General features: G+C 40.9%; 14 protein-coding genes and 1 riboswitch. Of the genes, 1 reads left to right on the top strand and 13 read right to left on the bottom strand.

Annotated features, from left to right (window positions below; all coding sequences use genetic code 11):
* Positions 1-152 precede the first annotated feature (152 nt).
* The 4 genes from NST74_RS05215 to NST74_RS05200 form a co-directional block, all read right to left on the bottom strand.
* Positions 153-1748: a response regulator gene (locus NST74_RS05215; protein ID WP_341110807.1), complete on the bottom strand. Its 1596-nt coding sequence runs from the start codon at positions 1746-1748 to the stop codon at positions 153-155.
* A gap of 10 nt (positions 1749-1758) precedes the next feature.
* On the bottom strand, positions 1759-3552 hold the full coding sequence (locus NST74_RS05210; RefSeq protein ID WP_341110806.1) for a cache domain-containing sensor histidine kinase: 1794 nt from the start codon (positions 3550-3552) through the stop codon (positions 1759-1761).
* 224 nt (positions 3553-3776) lie between these two features.
* The gene (locus tag NST74_RS05205) at positions 3777-4988 is read right to left on the bottom strand and encodes an MFS transporter (RefSeq protein ID WP_341110805.1); all 1212 of its coding nucleotides are present in this window, start codon (positions 4986-4988) and stop codon (positions 3777-3779) included.
* 11 nt (positions 4989-4999) lie between these two features.
* The gene (locus NST74_RS05200; protein WP_042124619.1) at positions 5000-5452 is read right to left on the bottom strand and encodes a MarR family winged helix-turn-helix transcriptional regulator; all 453 of its coding nucleotides are present in this window, start codon (positions 5450-5452) and stop codon (positions 5000-5002) included.
* Between the two features lie 280 nt (positions 5453-5732).
* On the opposite strand from NST74_RS05200, the gene NST74_RS05195 reads away from it, so the two are divergent.
* Positions 5733-6272, top strand: coding sequence for an NADPH-dependent FMN reductase (locus NST74_RS05195; protein WP_042124617.1), 540 nt, complete (start codon positions 5733-5735; stop codon positions 6270-6272).
* A gap of 157 nt (positions 6273-6429) precedes the next feature.
* On the opposite strand, the gene NST74_RS05190 is transcribed toward NST74_RS05195, so the two are convergent.
* From NST74_RS05190 to NST74_RS05150, 9 genes are all read right to left on the bottom strand, one after another.
* A complete protein-coding gene (locus tag NST74_RS05190; RefSeq protein WP_341110803.1) occupies positions 6430-7398 on the bottom strand; it encodes an alpha/beta hydrolase in 969 nt (322 codons plus the stop codon).
* Between the two features lie 39 nt (positions 7399-7437).
* Entirely contained in the window at positions 7438-8490 is a 1053-nt protein-coding gene (locus tag NST74_RS05185) for an LLM class flavin-dependent oxidoreductase (protein ID WP_341110801.1), read from the bottom strand.
* A 70-nt stretch (positions 8491-8560) separates the two neighbouring features.
* Positions 8561-9430 (bottom strand): NAD(P)-dependent oxidoreductase, encoded by an 870-nt coding sequence (locus NST74_RS05180; RefSeq protein WP_341110800.1) that lies wholly within the window; start codon positions 9428-9430, stop codon positions 8561-8563.
* A 69-nt stretch (positions 9431-9499) separates the two neighbouring features.
* The gene (locus tag NST74_RS05175) at positions 9500-10075 is read right to left on the bottom strand and encodes a TetR/AcrR family transcriptional regulator (RefSeq protein ID WP_042124609.1); all 576 of its coding nucleotides are present in this window, start codon (positions 10073-10075) and stop codon (positions 9500-9502) included.
* Between the two features lie 164 nt (positions 10076-10239).
* Positions 10240-10845, bottom strand: coding sequence for a flavin reductase family protein (locus tag NST74_RS05170; RefSeq protein WP_341115830.1), 606 nt, complete (start codon positions 10843-10845; stop codon positions 10240-10242).
* A 17-nt stretch (positions 10846-10862) separates the two neighbouring features.
* Entirely contained in the window at positions 10863-11840 is a 978-nt protein-coding gene (locus NST74_RS05165; RefSeq protein WP_341110799.1) for a ring-cleaving dioxygenase, read from the bottom strand.
* A 287-nt stretch (positions 11841-12127) separates the two neighbouring features.
* On the bottom strand, positions 12128-13846 hold the full coding sequence (locus NST74_RS05160; RefSeq protein ID WP_341110797.1) for a methyl-accepting chemotaxis protein: 1719 nt from the start codon (positions 13844-13846) through the stop codon (positions 12128-12130).
* Between the two features lie 11 nt (positions 13847-13857).
* Entirely contained in the window at positions 13858-16092 is a 2235-nt protein-coding gene (locus NST74_RS05155; RefSeq protein WP_341110795.1) for a bifunctional diguanylate cyclase/phosphodiesterase, read from the bottom strand.
* Positions 16093-16211: 119 nt separating this feature from the next.
* Positions 16212-16298: riboswitch (cyclic di-GMP riboswitch) on the bottom strand.
* Positions 16299-16530: 232 nt separating this feature from the next.
* A complete protein-coding gene (locus NST74_RS05150; RefSeq protein ID WP_341110794.1) occupies positions 16531-17772 on the bottom strand; it encodes a M20 family metallo-hydrolase in 1242 nt (413 codons plus the stop codon).
* Between the last annotated feature and the right edge of the window lie 58 nt (positions 17773-17830).

Below are 17830 nucleotides of genomic sequence, written 5' to 3'. Positions count from 1 at the left end.
TAATTGAAACGCTCATCTCACTAAATCAATGTTCTTTACTACCCTTTTCACTTTCTTTACAACCTTTAGGACAAACCAAAAAAGTGCATAGCCCGCTATGCACTTTTTTTACTTTGTAGATTCATTTCTTTACTTGAGCTTGTTCACAAACCTCAACCCCGATATTCATCAGGCGTAATGCCTGTCACTTTTTTAAATAGTTTGCTGAAATATGCTGTGTTACGGTATCCAACCTTATCCGCGATCTCATATACTTTATATCTTGTAGTCCGCAAATAATACTGAGCCGTCTCAATTCGCACCCGCGTCAAAGCATTCACAAAATTCACACCCGTCTCCTGCTTAAATACTCTGCTAAGATAGGATGGGTTCACATTAATTTGACTAGCTACGATTTGCAGCGAAAGATCCTCGGCAAATTGCGCCTTGATGATTGCACTCGCCAGTTCAGCATAGGACTGCGGCCACTCGTTCAACGACTTATTATGCTGGAGACACTGCTGAAGAAACTGCAATACGAGTTGATGCAATCCCTCTAAGTTCTCTTCCTTCAACAATTGCTCATAAGGTGTATATCCCCCCTCAGGAAACTCTGGCGTACTTGGAAAACAAGACGTAATTAGCGAAAGAATACGCATATACATTTTACGAATATCCTCTTCGGACACTCCATCACTATACAGACGCTTTTTCAATTGCTCCATGTAAGCGGTAGTGCCTTCTCCACCGTTGTCTACCATTAGGCGGAAATTCGTTTCTTCCTCCCGGCTAAGGCTATAGCTGTTCCGTCCGCGTTCATTTGTGCCATTACTGGCTTCAAAATAGATGATTTTACTCTCGCCTTCAAAGAAATGATTTCGCAATGCTGCATCTGCTTCCCCATAAGCAAGCTTTAGTCCACTGAAGCCAGGCGCTAACGAACTCACCCCTATAGAAAAGGAGATATTGAGAAAATCCGTCATCGCCAACAGAATCTTCTCAAATAATTTATTCAAGTCCTCTCGGGGAAGCGATTCATTGGCTGCCACTATGTTCATTATTAGCAAATATTCCGCAGAATTCTCAATGATAATCTCCTTCTGCCATTTACGCGGAATGATCTCCTCTAGAATATTTACCACGGCATAACGCAGCAGCTTCTCATCCTGTTCCACATATTTCTTCCGGATATCATCAAAACGGTCCACCTTTAATTTCACCAAAACCATCGGTCCCTGTATCAACGTAATCCTCAGCGACTCGCGAAGATGGATAACCTCCTCTTCCTTACGAAAACCACTGAATAACTCCTTGAATAACGTTTCTTTTATATAACTAATGCCTTCCTTGTACTGCTCTGGAAAGATGTTCTTATCATTGCGGGAAGAAGACTTGTGCAGTCTTTTCCTAACAACATCAAGGACCTCCAGAAGCTGATGCTGCTTAATATCGCTCTTAATTAAATAGTCTACAGCTCCAAGCCGAAGGGCTTCTTTAGCAAACTGAAATTCATCGAGACAGCTCAGGATAACATACTGGCAAGACTCTAAGAATTCCGATGCTTCACGAATCAGTGCTAGGCCATCCATTACCGGCATTTTGATGTCGGTAATGATGAGATCTGGTGGCTGTATGCGGGCGATCTCCAACGCTTCCTTGCCGTTCGCAGCCTCCCCAATAATCTGAAATCCTTGCTCCTCCCAATCAATCATCGATTTCAAGCCGATGCGCATCAAGAGTTCATCATCGGCAATGATTACATTCATCATGGCAATCGCCTCATTTTCTTTGTGGAATTGTAATAATAAAGGTTGTTCCTACCTCTACCTCACTACTAATGGTAATCCCATATCTGGGACCGAATACTCGCTGGATACGACTATGAACATTGGAGATCCCAATACCGCCAGTAGCCTGTTCAACTCCCCGCAACTGCAGGCGAAGTGCATTGACTTTCTCCTCATCCATTCCCTTCCCATTATCCTTAATGATCACCGCTATATCTTGCTCCCCGGTTGCTCCAATAGAAATTGTAATATTCCCTTCTTCCTCAAGGTCGGCAATGCCATGAAAGATGGCGTTTTCTACGATGGGCTGAATACTCAGCTTCAGAATAGGATAGTCCAGCAAGGTCTCATCCAGCTCATAAGACATTGAGATTTTATTGAAATAACGTACCTTTTGAATCGTGATATAGTGGCGAATATGGGCCAACTCTTCACGAATGGGAACAATCCTGCTGTCATTTTTAGTGGAGTAACGAAGGATAGAGATCAGCGCCTCCGTCATTTCAACAATTTTATCTGAACGCTGCATTGAGGCTATCCACTTTAAAGAATTCAATGTATTGTACAAAAAGTGTGGGTTGATCTGAGCTTGCAATGCCCGTATCTCGGCCTCAGCCTTCTCCTCTTGTTCTTGGTAGATCCGCTCGACAAGTTGCTTTAACTCCGCAGACATTAGCTCAAATCGTGCAGCCAACAATCCTACCTCGTCATTCGATTTCACGACAGGCAGGTTATCAAACTTTCCTTTTTCAACGAGCACTATGTTTTTCATCAGTTGTTTGATCGGCCGAGTGATTAGATTGGATAAATAGAACGAAATAAAGAAGGCAAACAGAATCAGTATAAGCACGATTAAATATAAATTCCGTTTGAGCACATCACCCTCTGCCGACAAGTTCTTCACTGGCATATACAGATAGGTCTTCCAATCATGCTCTTCAAAAGCGGTCTGTACCAAAATATAGTCTTCTGCTCGAGTAGAAACCTTCTGTTCCCCCGAGTCTATCTGCTGCTCCTGCAAATTTAGCGGATACACTTCTCTAAATGGTTTGCCAATCAGATTATAATTGCTGTTGAAAATCACCGTATCCTGTTCATCTACTATCGTAAAGGCAGTGCGACTGCTTGATTGTAGCCTGTCATTTAGCTTGTTAATAAAATCAATATCAATACTGATGACCATTACGCCCAGCAGCTGTCCGTCCTCCATATCAAATATTTTTCGGATATTGGAAATCACCCAGTTGTCTTCTTTTTTGGTCTGCAAATCCAAATGAGTAGGGATATCTCTCGTGATATCGTCTGAAGCCAAGAAATCCTTCAACCATAACTCCTCGCTAGGATTATATGTATAATCTACTGGTTTATTAGAGCTGATGTATAAGTCCTTTCCACCATTAAAGTTATAGATGTATATCGAATAGGCTTGATCCTTCATCGTGATATAGTTCATCAGGAGCTGAATGGCCTGATTCTCATTACTCTTAGAGCTATTATAAAGATAATTCTGGATTGGATAATTTTCCTGCGAGATAGCAGATACATAGCTGTTGATCCCATAGCTGGAGACCAGTGATATTTTCTCCGTATCGTTTAAGAACTCTTCAATACGAGTATTGGACTGCCGTGAAATATCCATAAGTAAGTCTGTATACTTCTTCTCCAATAGCTGCTGTGAGGAAATATAGGAATTGATGAACATCGTAAAGATCGGAATTAAGACAATAGAGAGAAAAAAGACAACCAATTTTGTCTTAATGCTAATAAATCGGTTTCGCTTCGCCATCTATTCACCACCATATCCTGTATGCCATTAATTAATCGCTTTCAATATTATAACTCCTTTAATTCGGGTTTGTCCTTAGTATACTTTCACACAAAAAAAGGACCCCGCCAACGTCCGGCAGGGTCAAGGTCTATATTATAAGGGGGTTATATGATTACTATAACCCTCTTAGCTTAAAAGAATATGAATAGTACCTAAAGATTAGCTTAATCTGAAATCATCCCTTATTGACTTAAAGCTGAAGGGTTATTTCTGGCCTTAGTAATCTGAATCCCAATATAAATCATTAGGAACAGCACCATGAACCCAGCAGAATAACGATACATCATCCCATAATCGGATGCCGCCGAGATTGCCCCAAGAATAATGGCCCCACTGGCTACCCCTAAATCTGTTGAGTTATAAAACATACTGTTTGCCATACCATACTGTGCAGGTGTAGACGTCCGAAGCATCCAAGCCTGTATAGTTGGCTGAATGGCTCCAAAGCCGAGTCCATACAGCAGTGCGGATACAATGAGCATTGGCATGGATGTCGTATACGAGAGCACCGTTAAGCTCGCGACAACACAAACCGCTGCAGGAATCAGAACAGCAGCGGGTCCTTTTTTATCAAATAGTCTGCCGGAAATAGGTCTTATAATGATGATTGTAATCGCGTTAAATAAAAAGAACAAACCCACTTGCTCTAAATGTACCGCTTCACCGAATAAAGCGATGAAGCTAAGCAATCCCCCATAAGTGATCGCGAGCAAGACATTCAATATTGCGGGCAATACTAACTTTGTATTAAAAGGAACCTTAATTGGTTTGGATGGTGCAATGGATCGCTCAATAGGCTGTTTTTTCGGTACAGCAGGAAGCGAACGTGAGAAGAACAGAACTGGAAAGGCAAGAAGCAAGGTAAATGTTCCGATCATCGCCAGTGTTCCAAACCCCGATTGCTTCATTACGTTCAAACCAATCATAGGACCAATGGACATTGCAAGACTGGTTGATAAGCCGAAATAGCCGATCCCTTCGCCCATTCTTTTGCTAGGAATAATCTGTGAAACAATCGTGGGAATAATCGTGCTGGCAATCCCGAACCCAATCCCATAGCCTACCCGCATCAGTAATAGTGAACCGATGGAGTCTGCTACCACATAAAGACCGGTTATGGCGGCCGCGATGGCTAAACCAATATATAGTAGTACATTGCGGCTAACCCTCCGCATCAGAAAAGCAGTCATAAAACGTGAAGCAATCGCAGTTAGCGCAAATACACTTGTAACCAAGCTGACCATAATATCTCCGGCTTGAAATTCACTTTTAACATAAGACGGAAATGAAGATAGCAGCATCTGTAAATTCATAAATAAAAATAAAGCACTAATCGTTAATGCAATAAAAGACTTGGTCCAAAGCTTCGTACGTAGTTCTTGTTGTTCTGGCATAACTTACGTTCCTACTCTCCATCATTTATTTGATCGATATGATTGTTTATTCTTAGCAGCAATCCCATGAGCAGCTCATATTCATCACTAGAAATACAGTTCATAATCTCATCTGTGACTTGATCCTCAATAGGAAAGGTTTCCTTAATCAAAGCTCTTCCTTTTTCGGTAATATAAACCTTAAAAGAACGCCGATCATTCTCTCCCGTTCTTTTATAAATCAATCCTTTTCCCTCCAAGTGATCCAGAATTCGCGTCGTAGTTGGTTTATCCTTACCTGAACGCTTCGCGATGTCCTTCTGAATCAGCCCTTCCGTTCTATCGACTTGAAAAAGAACTGACCATTGCTCAGGTGTAATATCATATTCTTTTAGCCCATTTTGGAATAACGCGCTTAACTTACGATAGGTCGTTCCCATCATAAACCCTAACGTTAGTTCGGATTGGTTATGCTGTGTTGTCATGATCAGCCCTCTTCTCATTTCAGCTCATTTTAAATAGTTGCTTAAACAATTATATTCTAGACAACTAATTTTGTAAAGATGAGACAAAAATATGTGCTAACTATTATTAAGTTGCTTGACAAAGTAAACTGGATGAAGTATTGTTATCTCATGTTAAAGATACTTAACTTAAAGACAACTAGAGCTTAACACGCTTAATATTATTTATTTGAAGGTTGTGTAATTCATGGGGTTTCTAGACAAACTATTTGGTAGAACAAAAATCGAGGAGGAACAAACAATGTCAAAATTAAACATCGGAATCATTCTGGGAAGTACTCGTCAAGGTCGTTTAAGCCCACAAGTAGGGGAATGGGTTAAAAAGGTAGCAGATGCACGTGGAGATGCTAATTATGAGATCGTAGATATTGCGGACTTCAAACTTCCACTAATGGGAGAAGTTGATGCCACTGAACAAGCAACTGCTTGGAATACAAAGCTTGCTACATTAGACGGTTTCGTATTTATCGTTCAAGAGTACAACCACAGTATTTCCGCATCACTGAAAAATGCACTCGATTACGCACGTGAAGCTTGGAACAACAAAGCAGCGGGTATCGTAAGTTATGGTTCCGTAGGCGGCGCTCGTGCAGCTGAGCATTTACGTGGAATTTTGGGAGAACTGTCAGTAGCAGACGTTCGTGTACATCCGGCCCTGTCACTGTTCACTGATTTCGAGAACGGTTCTGTGTTCAAACCAGCGGATCTTCACCTGACCAATGTAAACGGCATGCTTGATCAAGTATTGGCTTGGAGCGGTGCGCTCAAAACATTGCGTTAAGATTAACCTGCTTTAATCTTATGAAATACACCTCTTGGAATAGACATTGGATAAACCTATGGGTTATCCGGTCGATTCTAAGGGTGTATTTTTTGTGTGTAATGAAATGACCACCCTAGAACAAGGAGCAATGATCATATGGTTTGTGCTTGCATTATTAACAGCTCTCGCTTGGGGAGGGCGAGTGTTTGGGGTGAAGTGCCCGGGCCATCGCATCTATATAGCGCTGAACGGCGCGCTGACTCACTTCCGCTTCTGGAACGAATATTTCGAAAAGATGAAAACATCCGGGATACAGGTGAAATTCGATATCTACACCTGCTTGCGCAAGTCGTGTTACATATTCGATCGTCTCATCTCGGAATAGATCAAGCTGACCTACACATGTATAGGTTGGTGGCAGTCCTGCTAAGTTTTCCGCTCTCGTTGGTACCGCATAGGAAGATATCCTACTGGCATCGTTCTCCTCGCCCAGGTACATGTTCCAAGCCGTTAAGTTGTCCGTCCGGTTCCAGATTGCACCTTCTTCCGTAATCTCATGGCTTGATGGCGCAATGTTACGGTTGTCGAGCATCGGATACAACGGCATCTGAAAGATAATGGAGGGTCCACCTTTATCTCGTGCCATCAGCGCAAGTGCTGCTGTCAGCCCGCCGCCACCGCTTGCACCTGCAATTGCAACCCGATTCTCATCAATGCCAAGCGATTCCGCCTCCTCCGTCATCCATACCAAGCCAGCATAACAATCTTCGATTGCAGCTGGATAGGGGTGCTCGGGTGCCAGCCTATAATCAACCGATACGACAACACATCTCGCCGTCTGAACAAAGCGTTCACACAACTTGTCGTCCATATCAGGATGTCCTAACACGTATCCGCCCCCGTGAATCCACAGCATAGCTGGAAGCTTGTCAGCATTTCGCCCAGCAGGTTCATAAATTTTTACCAGCATCTCCCCTGCAACACCCGGAATTTTTCGGCTGGTTGTGTTTACATGCTCTGATCTCTTCACTGGCGGAGCCGACACTAAACTTCTGCTCCACTCTAAATTCTCTTCCAATTGAAACCCTGGAAATTGTGAATATGCCTCTCTTAATTCTGGTAGTATACGTTTATCGATACTCATGAAAATCCTCCAATACAATAATGATTGCTTGTATAATCCCTATTCCTTCTCAGCTTCCCACTTGGCAATTTCCTCTCGTACTCGTGGAGCAACCTCCGTTCCGAGCAGTTCTATAGCCCGCAACACCTGCTCATGCGGCATCGTGCTTAGTGGAACATACATCATAAAGCGTGTAATACCTACATGCTTCCGTAGATGAATGATCTTCTGAGCAACTGTTTCTGGATCTCCAACGTACAATGCGCCATCAAAGCTTCGGGCCGCATCATAGCTGGAACGGTCGTAATACGACCATCCTCGTTCTTTCCCGAGCTTGTTCATGCCGTATTGGGTAGAAGGAAAAAAGATATCTGCTGCCCGTTCCGTATCTTCTGCGACGAATCCAATCGAATGAGATCCCACCTGAAGCTGCGATACATCATGTCCAGCGCGGGCCGCCGCCTTCTTGTACAGCTCTACAAGCGGAGCAAAATTCATTGGATTCCCGCCAATGATCGCCAACATCAATGGCAGACCCAAAAGTCCTGCACGAACGGCAGAGCTTTGCGTACCTCCGCTGCCAATCCATATTGGTAAAGAGCTTTGGACGGGCCGCGGGTATACGCCCAAATTATGAATTGCTGGCCGATGGCCTCCCTTCCAAGTTACTTTCTCGGAACCCCTTATTTTCATAAGCAGTTCGATATTTTCATTGAATAGCTCCTCATAGTCATGTAAGCCATAACCAAACAACGGAAAGGATTCAACGAATGAACCCCTGCCCGCTATAATCTCGGCACGTCCATTGGAGATGCCGTCAAGCATAGCAAAATCCTGAAACACACGTACAGGATCAGCAGATGAAAGGACCGTCACAGCACTAGCCAGGCGAATCCGTTTAGTCAAGGACGCAGCAGCGGACAACACGATTGCTGGCGAAGAAGCTGCATAATCTTCACGATGATGCTCACCTATGCCAAAAACATCAAGTCCCACCCGATCCGCAAGTACGATTTCTTCGACTACTTCTCGTAATCGCTGTGCGTGACTCATTACAATTCCAGTCTTAATATCCGGCTTTGTTTCTACGAACGAAGTAACACCTATTTCCATGGTTTATCACACCTCTTATAATTTTTCTCCTGCACTACAACCAACAGAGATTTGGGGCAAACCTATTTTTTTAAGAAGAATGCTCTAGACAACGGATTAAAGCGGTCCAATCCATCTCACCATAACCACGGGCTATTCCTTCAGATAAATGATGATGGATAAGTTGGCCCAAAGGTAGAGGAGCTTGGACGGACTGCGCTGCCTCTATAGCCAGTGCAACATCCTTCAGCCCTAGCTTCATTTTAAAACCAGCTGGTTCAAACCGCTGTTCTGTCATTATCGCCCCATAGTTCTGATATAAGGGAGATTGAAAAAGAGCATTCACCACATCCATAAAACGGGCTGGCTCTATGCCATACTTTTCTACCATCAGCTGCGTTTCTGATAAAGCTTCCAGCATAGAAGCAATTAAAAAGTTTACACCTATTTTCACAACATTTCCTTCTTCGCTATAATCCCCAATCTCGAATATTTCCTGACCCAAATGTTCTAAAACAGGAATTAACTGTTGTCTGGCTTGCTCCGGACCTGCCAAAATGATGCGCAATTTAGCTGCTTTAGCGGCATCCGGACGCCCCAGCACTGTGGCAGACACAAAGTATTGCTTTCTCTCCGCATGCGCCGCGGATAATTTCCGAGCCAGATCTACACTGATCGTACTGGCAGATATGTGAATTCCTTTTTCTGATAATCCATTCAAAATTCCATTCGGACCCTCAACAATCTCCTCCAAAGCGGCATCGTCAGAAAGCATGGTTATGACCATATCGCTCTTTTGTGCTGCCTCCAATGGTGTCTCGGCATAATGCGCTCCCTGATCTATTAGGGGTTGCGCTTTTTCACGAGTACGATTAAAAACGATTAATTCATTACCAGCTTTCAACAAATTTTGGGCCATTGGAAAGCCCATTTTCCCAAGCCCGATAAATGATATTTTCATAAGTCTCTTCTCCACATTAAGGATGATTTACAATAACGGAACGATCGTTCCAGAATAACCAAAAAAAATTTATATTTCTGCAATTACAAAGTTTATCATCTCTTTGGCACGTTGCTGATCTTGATCTGCTTTTGCCATAATATTTATGCTTTGATGTAGATTCAGCAATAAATAAGACCACGCTTTGACATCAGTGGTTTTATCAATTTCACCTGATTGTCGGCCTTTTTCCAAAAGCTCGCAAAAAGCCTGTTCTAAATTCAAAAAACTAGTCTTTATCAATTCATTTATTTTTTCATCCCGCGACTCTAGTGTTGTAGCTGCATTCGTTACAAAACACCCGCCGGGTAGGCTCGTATCGTACGCTGAAGTAATATGTTGCTCAAAAAATTGTTGAATCCCTGCTCTAACACTTGACGCCCGTTCAAGAATGACCTGTTTATTGAAGCTAACCTTTTTGTAATGTTCCAGTGCGGCAATGTACAACGTTTGCTTGTCAGAAAAAGTATCGTAAAGACTAGATCGGCTAATGCCCATAACCTGCAGCAAGTCCGGTATGCTTGTTGCCTCATAACCCTTTTTCCAAAACAACAGCATCGCTTGATGTAGTGCTTGATCCTCGTTAAACTCTCTTGTCCTTGCCATGAGTAACACCTCCTGTAATGGCAATATAACATATCTGGAACGATCAGTCCAGATAAACTTCGAGAGAAAACCTTACGGTTTACTTGGCATAGCTGATGACTATAAATAGCCCACAAAAAGACCTGCTCGGTAGGCTTCATCGCTTACGAACAGGTCTTAGTTTATTATTCCGGTCTTTCAATTTCAAAAATCTCACCAATCGTAGCGTAATTTGATCCCGCCAAACGACTCACTGCATTTAAGGCTCTAGGGTCAATCCGGCCCTCCTGATAGATCGATTCATCGATATGAAACTGAACGATTTCGCCGATAAATAAATCACTCCCAGGTTCTTCTGCCCCTAGAGGTATCGCTTGTATAAGCTTACATTCCATTCGAACCTTTGCTTCTAATACACCAGGTACAGTTACATTTTTACTTTGGACCGGTGTAAGATTTGCTAGTTCGATTTCACTTTCTCCTCTTGGCAATGAGGCAGCGGTTTGATTGATCTTCCCAACATTCTCACCATCCACAATATGCACAACAAACTCATGATTGTTATAAATATTACGGGCTGTATCTTTTAATCGCCCTGCTGGTCTTTGTATAGACAGTGAAACCATTGGAGGATTAGAAGAGACGATATTAAAATAGCTAAACGGCGCACCATTCAAAATGCCATCTTCTGATTGTGTGGTGACAAAGGCAATGGGCCTAGGAATTACAGTACCAATTAATAATTTATAATTATCGCGCTCACTATTGTGCTTCGGATCCATCGAGATCAATCTCCCCAGCTCCTTCTTCACTCTTTTACGAAATCGATCGTGCTTCTAACGGTATCAATAGGGCGAACTAACTTCTCAATTTGCTCACGTTTAGGTTCCAGGAATGGTGGTAATGAAAGCTTTTCTCCAACCGTTTCGTATTCCTCGTCTCCCATAAATCCAGGACCATCTGTTGCAAGCTCAAACAGGATTTGTGGAGCAACACGTGTATACAGCGACTCGAAGAAATGACGATCCACATAACCTGAAGTACGGAATCCAAAGTCTTCAAAATGCTTAGTCCACTCATCTAGCATGGTACGATCCTCTACACGGAAGGCAGCATGGTGAACGGTACCAAAGCCTTGACGCGCATTCGGTAAGTCCTCGTTATGCTCTACAATAATTTGCGCACCATTTCCGCCTTCGCCGACTTCAAACAAGTGATAAGCTTCTTCCTGGCCGATTTCTTTGAACAACATGACTTTTTCCAACATTTCTTTAAAATAGCTAAAATCAGCTATACGTACAAAAATCGGTCCCAAACCCGTTATCGCAAACTCTAAAGGAATCGGTCCTTTTTGCCATGGTGTGCCTGATGCAACCCCTTCATTAAATTCATCCGAAATCAGTTGATATTGTTGGTCATCAAAATCTACGAAGGATAATGTCTTTTTGCCGAATTGCTCTTTAATTCCGGAATGCTTCACATCCAGGCGATCAAAACGCTTTACCCAGTAGTCTAATGCAGCATCTGTTGGTACTCGAAAAGATGTTTTAGCGATCTCATTGGTCCCGTGTACCCCTTTAGGAATGTTAGGGAAGTCAAAGAACGTCATATCTGTTCCGGCACTGCCCTTATCATCTGCAAAAAACAAGTGATACGTTTGAATATCGTCTTGATTGACGGTTTTCTTCACTAGACGCATTCCCAATACGTAAGTAAAAAACTCATAATTCTTCTCTGCGCTGCTTGTGATGGCTGTAACGTGGTGAATCCCTTTTAAATTTCTCATGATTGTACACTCCTAAAGTTTAGTTTGATTTTGTAATATAATTCCCTAAATCAAGAAAGATTAATTGAATTATCTTAATGTTAAGATATCTATCAAAAAAATTTGTTTTCCAACATTGTTCCTATGTTTCATAAAACAATACATCCAAACTATCTTTACATTAATTATCTTTAACTTAAGATAAATTTAACACACTCCTTTGTTATTGTCAACCAAACACTATAAAAGAGAAGAGCCTTGTTCAGGATGTAAATAGACATACTGAACAAGGCTCTGTTGTTTTGGTGTTACTCGATCACAAATTTACCAACCGTCTCATTCATCATTTCCGCAATATTCGCCTGGTGCTCAGAAGAAGCAGCCACATCTTCAAACGCTTGTAATGTATCTGAAATGTGATTCCGAATGCCACTTACATTGTCCGCAGACTGTTGAGATACTGCGGCAACATTCGTCATCGCTTGATCTACCTCTGCCATTGATATCTTCAGTCCGTGCATTGAAGATACCATTTCACCTGTGATCTCATGAAACATATCGGCATCATTTTTATATTGTATACTTACTTGCTCGAAACTCTCATAATCACTTATCACCGTCGAATCGATAAAATCCAGTAGCGCTTGTGATTGAAAGGACACATTCTCAAAAGCATCTTCCACTAGCAGTGTCATTTTCTGAATTTTCACTACCGATTCCTCCGACTGTACAGCAAGTTTGCGTACTTCATTAGCAACTACAGCAAATCCTCTTCCCTCATCCCCAGCTCTCGCTGCCTCAATGGAAGCATTCAAGGACAATAGATTCGTTTGAGCTGCAATCTCTGAAATGTACCCGGCCATTTCTCTTACTTCATTAACAACTTTCCCAGCCTCGATCGCATGCATAATGGAATTTTGTTTCTCAGCATACAAACTTGTCGCATATTGAATCGATGCTACAGCCTTTTCCTTCGCGGAAGCTGCCTGTACCAGAATTTCTTCGGAGGTATTTAGTGCTACTCCCGCCTTATTACTTAGCAGATCTGCATTGGAGATAATCTCTTGTACTGTTGCATTTACTTCTTCTGTTGTAGCACTTAAAGATTCACTTCCAGAAGCAACCTCTTGCGAGGAATTATAAATTTGATCCATTGTAGCATTTACTTCCTCAACTGTTGCAGATAATTCTTCACTAAGTGCACCTAACTCTTGTGCTGAAGAAGAAGCACTAGCTACGATGGTTTGTACTTGCTCTGCCGAATGATTAAGCGACTTCACGATTCGACCAAATTCATCTTCAGCATCAAACTTAGCTCTTTGAGTCAGATCTCCTCGACCAAACGCCTCTGAAAAGTTCAGGATAATGGTTACTGCTCGTGAGAAATATCTTCTCAAGGACAAATATGAACCGATTGAAATCAGGATAACGAGAAAAGCAACAATGATATTAACCGTAAGTCCTTTTTGAAATAGCTTCTTATTCTGAACATCTGCATTTTGGGCACTTCCTAAGTTCATTCCAACTAATTTTCCAAGGTCTTCATTTCGTTTCGTATTTAACGCTTCAAGATTTGAAGTGGTATCTTCACTAGGATCATATGTAGGTGTATTCAGCATCTTCTCAAGCATCGGAAGCTGAATTTGCCGATACTGTTTCGTTAATGATAAAACTTCAGCATAAATCTCCTTTTCGTTTGGGAGGGAACGTGTTTCTTCATACTTATTCAAGATTCCATTGTTTTCAGCTTGAAGCTCAACAACTTTCTGATAACTCTCTTGAAGTTCGCTTGGATCATGACTAGCGATCATCTTATTCGTTAAGGTTACTATTTCATGATTATTAGATTCGAATTTCCCAAGTGCATAAACTGACGTAAGATCGTTCTTATACATACTTCTAGAGTTCGCATACATATTGCTGAAATACACACTACCAACGATCGCAATGATCAGAGCACCTAACAGTAATATTGAATTAGTAACAGTAATTTTGCCTACGATAGTCCAATTTCTCATTTTCCTCATGCTTTGCACTCCTATGTACTTTTAATTAAGCTTTCATATTCTTCTACTGGCATTGGTTTCGCGAAATAATAACCTTGAGCGATTTCACAATCTATTTGTTTCAAAAAATCAATTTGCTCCTCTGTCTCAACTCCCTCTGCCACAACTTTCATATTTAAATCCCTAGCTAGCTTGACCATACTTGCAATTACTATCTTCCCTGTCTCATCATTTGACTTACTCATCAGAAAAGCCCTGTCTAACTTAATGACATCAGCAGGGAAATATTGCAATACATTTAAGGAACTATAACCTGTCCCAAAATCATCGATAGCTATGGAAAATCCTTTACGTTTCAACTCCAACAAAATATCTCTAACAAACTCTAAATTTTGGAATACAATAGACTCGGTCAGCTCTAACTCTATCAATCGAGCAGGTACCTGGTACCTGTTAATAATATTCGTCAAATGGAGCAGGAAATCATTATGGTATAGGGTTATAAGCGATATATTCACTGAAATCGGAAGTGGCTGGATTCCTTCCTGGATCCACTTACTCAACATGATACATACTGATTTAAACACCATTAAATCTAATTTCACGATAAAGCGATTCCTCTCAAATATGGGAATAAATACTACAGGAGATATAAGTCCTTTCTGAGGATCATTCCATCGAACCAATGCCTCAGCGCCATGAAAACTGTTCACTCGCAGATCCATTTTCGGTTGTAAATATACTATAAATTCACCATTTGTCATGGCAGCATCCATCTTTCTTACGATGTCTTGCTCTTCGTGTATCTGCAATAACAATTGTTCGTCAAAGAAAGTGCATGAGCTCTTGTATCCACCTTTAATGGACTTACAAGCGATTCCTGCTCGGTCAATACATGTGAGGATATCGCTCTGACGATCATCTATACAGTAAATTCCACAATTAATCACTAGCCTAAAACCTTCTTCATTTCCAAACGTATAGTCGCTCATTTGTTCAGTAAGTACTTGTATACGGATGATTAATTCCGCCTTATTGTCATACGAAGTGAAAAGAATAAACCGATCACCCCCTAAACGTCCAATGACATCCTCGTCTAATGTGTTTGCTGTTAAGCTATTAGCCACTTGAATCAAAATGCTATTTCCTTCATGAAAACCGACAATTTCATTGATGTATTTAAATTGTTCAATATCAAATTGCAACACAGCAAACTTTGTATTCGGTTTCTCTTTAAGTAAATACTGAGCATCTTCAATAAATTTATTCGTTCTAGAAAGATGCGTTAACTCATCCTCAAAGGCAATCCTCTCCATCTGTTTCCTAATTTTGCTCTTATTTAATAGAATGTTTACAAATATGATCAATAATAAGACAAACATGATTAAACATAATAGAAAAGTCGCCTGGCTCATTTGAGACGCTTTGGCCATGATCACATCTTTCGGTATCACGGAGAGAATATACCAATCCTCAACCCCCTGGATGCCAGAATAGCCAACCATTTTGCTTTCTCCGTAAATCCAAAATATTCCTACTCCAGATTTTTTTGCGGTTATGTTCTCTTTAAAGATTTGCAGTTGTTTCTTATTTCTAGAATCAATACTTATACTTTCGAATATGTTATCAATTGACTTATCCTCTTCGAGATTCTTCGATTTGATAATGACTTGTCCCTTTTGATCAATGATTTGAGAATAACCATGACCTTTAAAGAAGGAAACTGCAAGAGCATCATAAAGATCCTGTGTATATCTGCTGGCAGATAAAGCACCCTTCACTTCACCTTTAAACTTAAGTGGACTATTGATCGTGATAATTTCTTTATTGGAGATCTTATCTAAGAATGGATCAGAAATACTGCTAATACCCTGCAGAGCTTTTTGGAACCCTACTTCATCTGATACATCAAACATTGTCCCATCCGATGCGTAAGCTTTACCATCTGGGCTGTTGATGCTAATTCGAATAAAATTATATTTTTTATCAAAGTGATGCAGATATTTTTTGGTCTTATCCCAATCCATATAATTGATTTCCGAAATAGAATCAGCAATTCCATCTAATGAATCTAATCCACCCTGTATCATATTTCCAATCGATTTACTCGCATGTATCGTAGCTTCTGATGTAGCAGCAACCGCTTCTTGCTCATAAGAGTTAGCAGTCCATTTTATGAAATAGTAAGAACACCCCCAAAATATCAACGTTGCCATTATGACGAGGCCTATCATTCTCCATACTCTCAGTGGTTGTTTCTGATCCATCTACTATCATCCTTTTTCCGATTTATTACGCTTTTTATTAGAAAACGAGCAAAAAAAGCCGCTATCAGAATGATAACGGCTGCATATGCATCAAAAAATAAGAGCATGAAACTCCCACTGCATGCAACCGGCTGTCATATCTATAAATAGATTTAGACCCTATGGCTTTGTGTCCCTATTTTTCAATAGGTTTACCAATATTTTTTTCACTATTACTAGTCCTAAATACTCTATTAAAAATAGGTTACCTCCAAAAGACCTATTTCCGCTGTGATTTAATATTTTTGAATGGGAATTTTTTCACAAACGTCAATATTAACTTTAATATAATATTTATTAATGTAAAGCAACAATTCTGCGAACAATTATGAAATTTAGATACTAAAGCCCAATGTAACATTTATATATGTCACATTGGGACTTACTTCTCAACACGAACTATGTTTGTCTTACAAACGCATAACGAAGAACAGCTTCTTCTAAGATATCAATCCCCATAATGATATCGTCCATATCTGTATATTCATTGGGATGATGACTAAGTCCATCTACAGAAGGAACAAAGATAAGCCCTACTGGGCAAAGTTTGTTCATGTTCATAGCATCATGTCCTGCCCCGCTGATCATCCGTTGACTCAATATCCCCTTCTCTTCACAAATAGATTCTAGAACATGACTGATCTCATCTGATAATAGGACAGGTTCCTCCGAAATGATCTCCGTACTCGTAATTTCAAGTTGTCTGCTTGCTTGTACTGAGGATATCGTTTGATATAAATGGTTTAACACACGTTGTCTGGACGCCACTGAAGTAGATCTGATATCAATTTTAATTTCAACTTCTCCCGGAACCACGTTCATAGCACCATTTAAGATGTCTATCACCCCAAGGGTCGCAACCGTTCCATATTCTTGTTCGAGTTTAGCTGCTTTTTCAAGCTCAAGTGCTATTTCTGAGGCACCTAGAAAAGCATCTTTTCTCATATTCATAGGTGTCGTTCCAGAGTGGGACGCTTTCCCTGATATTTGAATATGCAGTCTCACGGGTGCAGCAATTCCAGTCACAATTCCTATTTTTTTATTATTGTTTATTAAGACGGGACCTTGCTCAATATGTAATTCGAAAAACGCTTTTAGTTCTTCATCCCCTCTACTCGCCTGATCAATACTGTTATAATCTAATGCGCATAGCGAAAATGCCTTTTCCATGGTAATCCCATCTTTGTCCTTTAAATCTTTGTATTTCTCCTTCTGAAATAACCCTGCCATTACTTTGCTGCCTACTGTTGAAATACCAAACCGCGAGGATTCCTCACAAGCAAAGGAAATAACTTCGATCGGATGATCCGTTTCAATCCCTTTTTCGTTTAAACGTTTGATTACTTCCAAGGCAGCCGTTACACCTACCACACCATCGTACTTCCCTCCTTGATATACCGTATCCAAGTGAGAGCCCATTACAACGGGTGGAAGCCCTTCTATCTTCCCATTTCTTCTAGCAATCACATTTCCGCAATGATCCATCCGAATATCTAAATTCTCAGCCTTACACATCCGCATAAAAGCACTCGTACAGGTCTGCTCTTCATTTGTATAGGCAATTCTAGTGATGCCCTTCTCACCCGAATTGTATTGATTAATATTATCAAATAATGCCTGATATCTGCTCTTTCTATCCATGCCAGTATCTCCAATCCTGGGTATTCATGATTATGGTTTCATCAAAATTCGTGAATGA

The sequence above is a fragment of the Paenibacillus sp. FSL F4-0125 genome (assembly GCF_038008565.1).
GTDB lineage: Bacteria > Bacillota > Bacilli > Paenibacillales > Paenibacillaceae > Paenibacillus_AQ.
The sequence above is the reverse complement of the archived record's forward strand: the minus strand, read 5'-3'. Positions and strand labels throughout refer to the sequence as shown.

What these genes read in the sequence shown, in the direction of transcription:
- NST74_RS05215 (WP_341110807.1), bottom strand. Translation starts at nt 1,748, where the DNA reads ATGATGAATGTAATCATTGCCGATGATGAACTCTTGATGCGCATCGGC.
- NST74_RS05210 (WP_341110806.1), bottom strand. Translation starts at nt 3,552, where the DNA reads ATGGCGAAGCGAAACCGATTTATTAGCATTAAGACAAAATTGGTTGTC.
- NST74_RS05205 (WP_341110805.1), bottom strand. Translation starts at nt 4,988, where the DNA reads ATGCCAGAACAACAAGAACTACGTACGAAGCTTTGGACCAAGTCTTTT.
- NST74_RS05200 (WP_042124619.1), bottom strand. Translation starts at nt 5,452, where the DNA reads ATGACAACACAGCATAACCAATCCGAACTAACGTTAGGGTTTATGATG.
- NST74_RS05195 (WP_042124617.1), top strand. Translation starts at nt 5,733, where the DNA reads ATGTCAAAATTAAACATCGGAATCATTCTGGGAAGTACTCGTCAAGGT.
- NST74_RS05190 (WP_341110803.1), bottom strand. Translation starts at nt 7,398, where the DNA reads ATGAGTATCGATAAACGTATACTACCAGAATTAAGAGAGGCATATTCA.
- NST74_RS05185 (WP_341110801.1), bottom strand. Translation starts at nt 8,490, where the DNA reads ATGGAAATAGGTGTTACTTCGTTCGTAGAAACAAAGCCGGATATTAAG.
- NST74_RS05180 (WP_341110800.1), bottom strand. Translation starts at nt 9,430, where the DNA reads ATGAAAATATCATTTATCGGGCTTGGGAAAATGGGCTTTCCAATGGCC.
- NST74_RS05175 (WP_042124609.1), bottom strand. Translation starts at nt 10,075, where the DNA reads ATGGCAAGGACAAGAGAGTTTAACGAGGATCAAGCACTACATCAAGCG.
- NST74_RS05165 (WP_341110799.1), bottom strand. Translation starts at nt 11,840, where the DNA reads ATGAGAAATTTAAAAGGGATTCACCACGTTACAGCCATCACAAGCAGC.
- NST74_RS05160 (WP_341110797.1), bottom strand. Translation starts at nt 13,846, where the DNA reads ATGAGGAAAATGAGAAATTGGACTATCGTAGGCAAAATTACTGTTACT.
- NST74_RS05155 (WP_341110795.1), bottom strand. Translation starts at nt 16,092, where the DNA reads ATGGATCAGAAACAACCACTGAGAGTATGGAGAATGATAGGCCTCGTC.
- NST74_RS05150 (WP_341110794.1), bottom strand. Translation starts at nt 17,772, where the DNA reads ATGGATAGAAAGAGCAGATATCAGGCATTATTTGATAATATTAATCAA.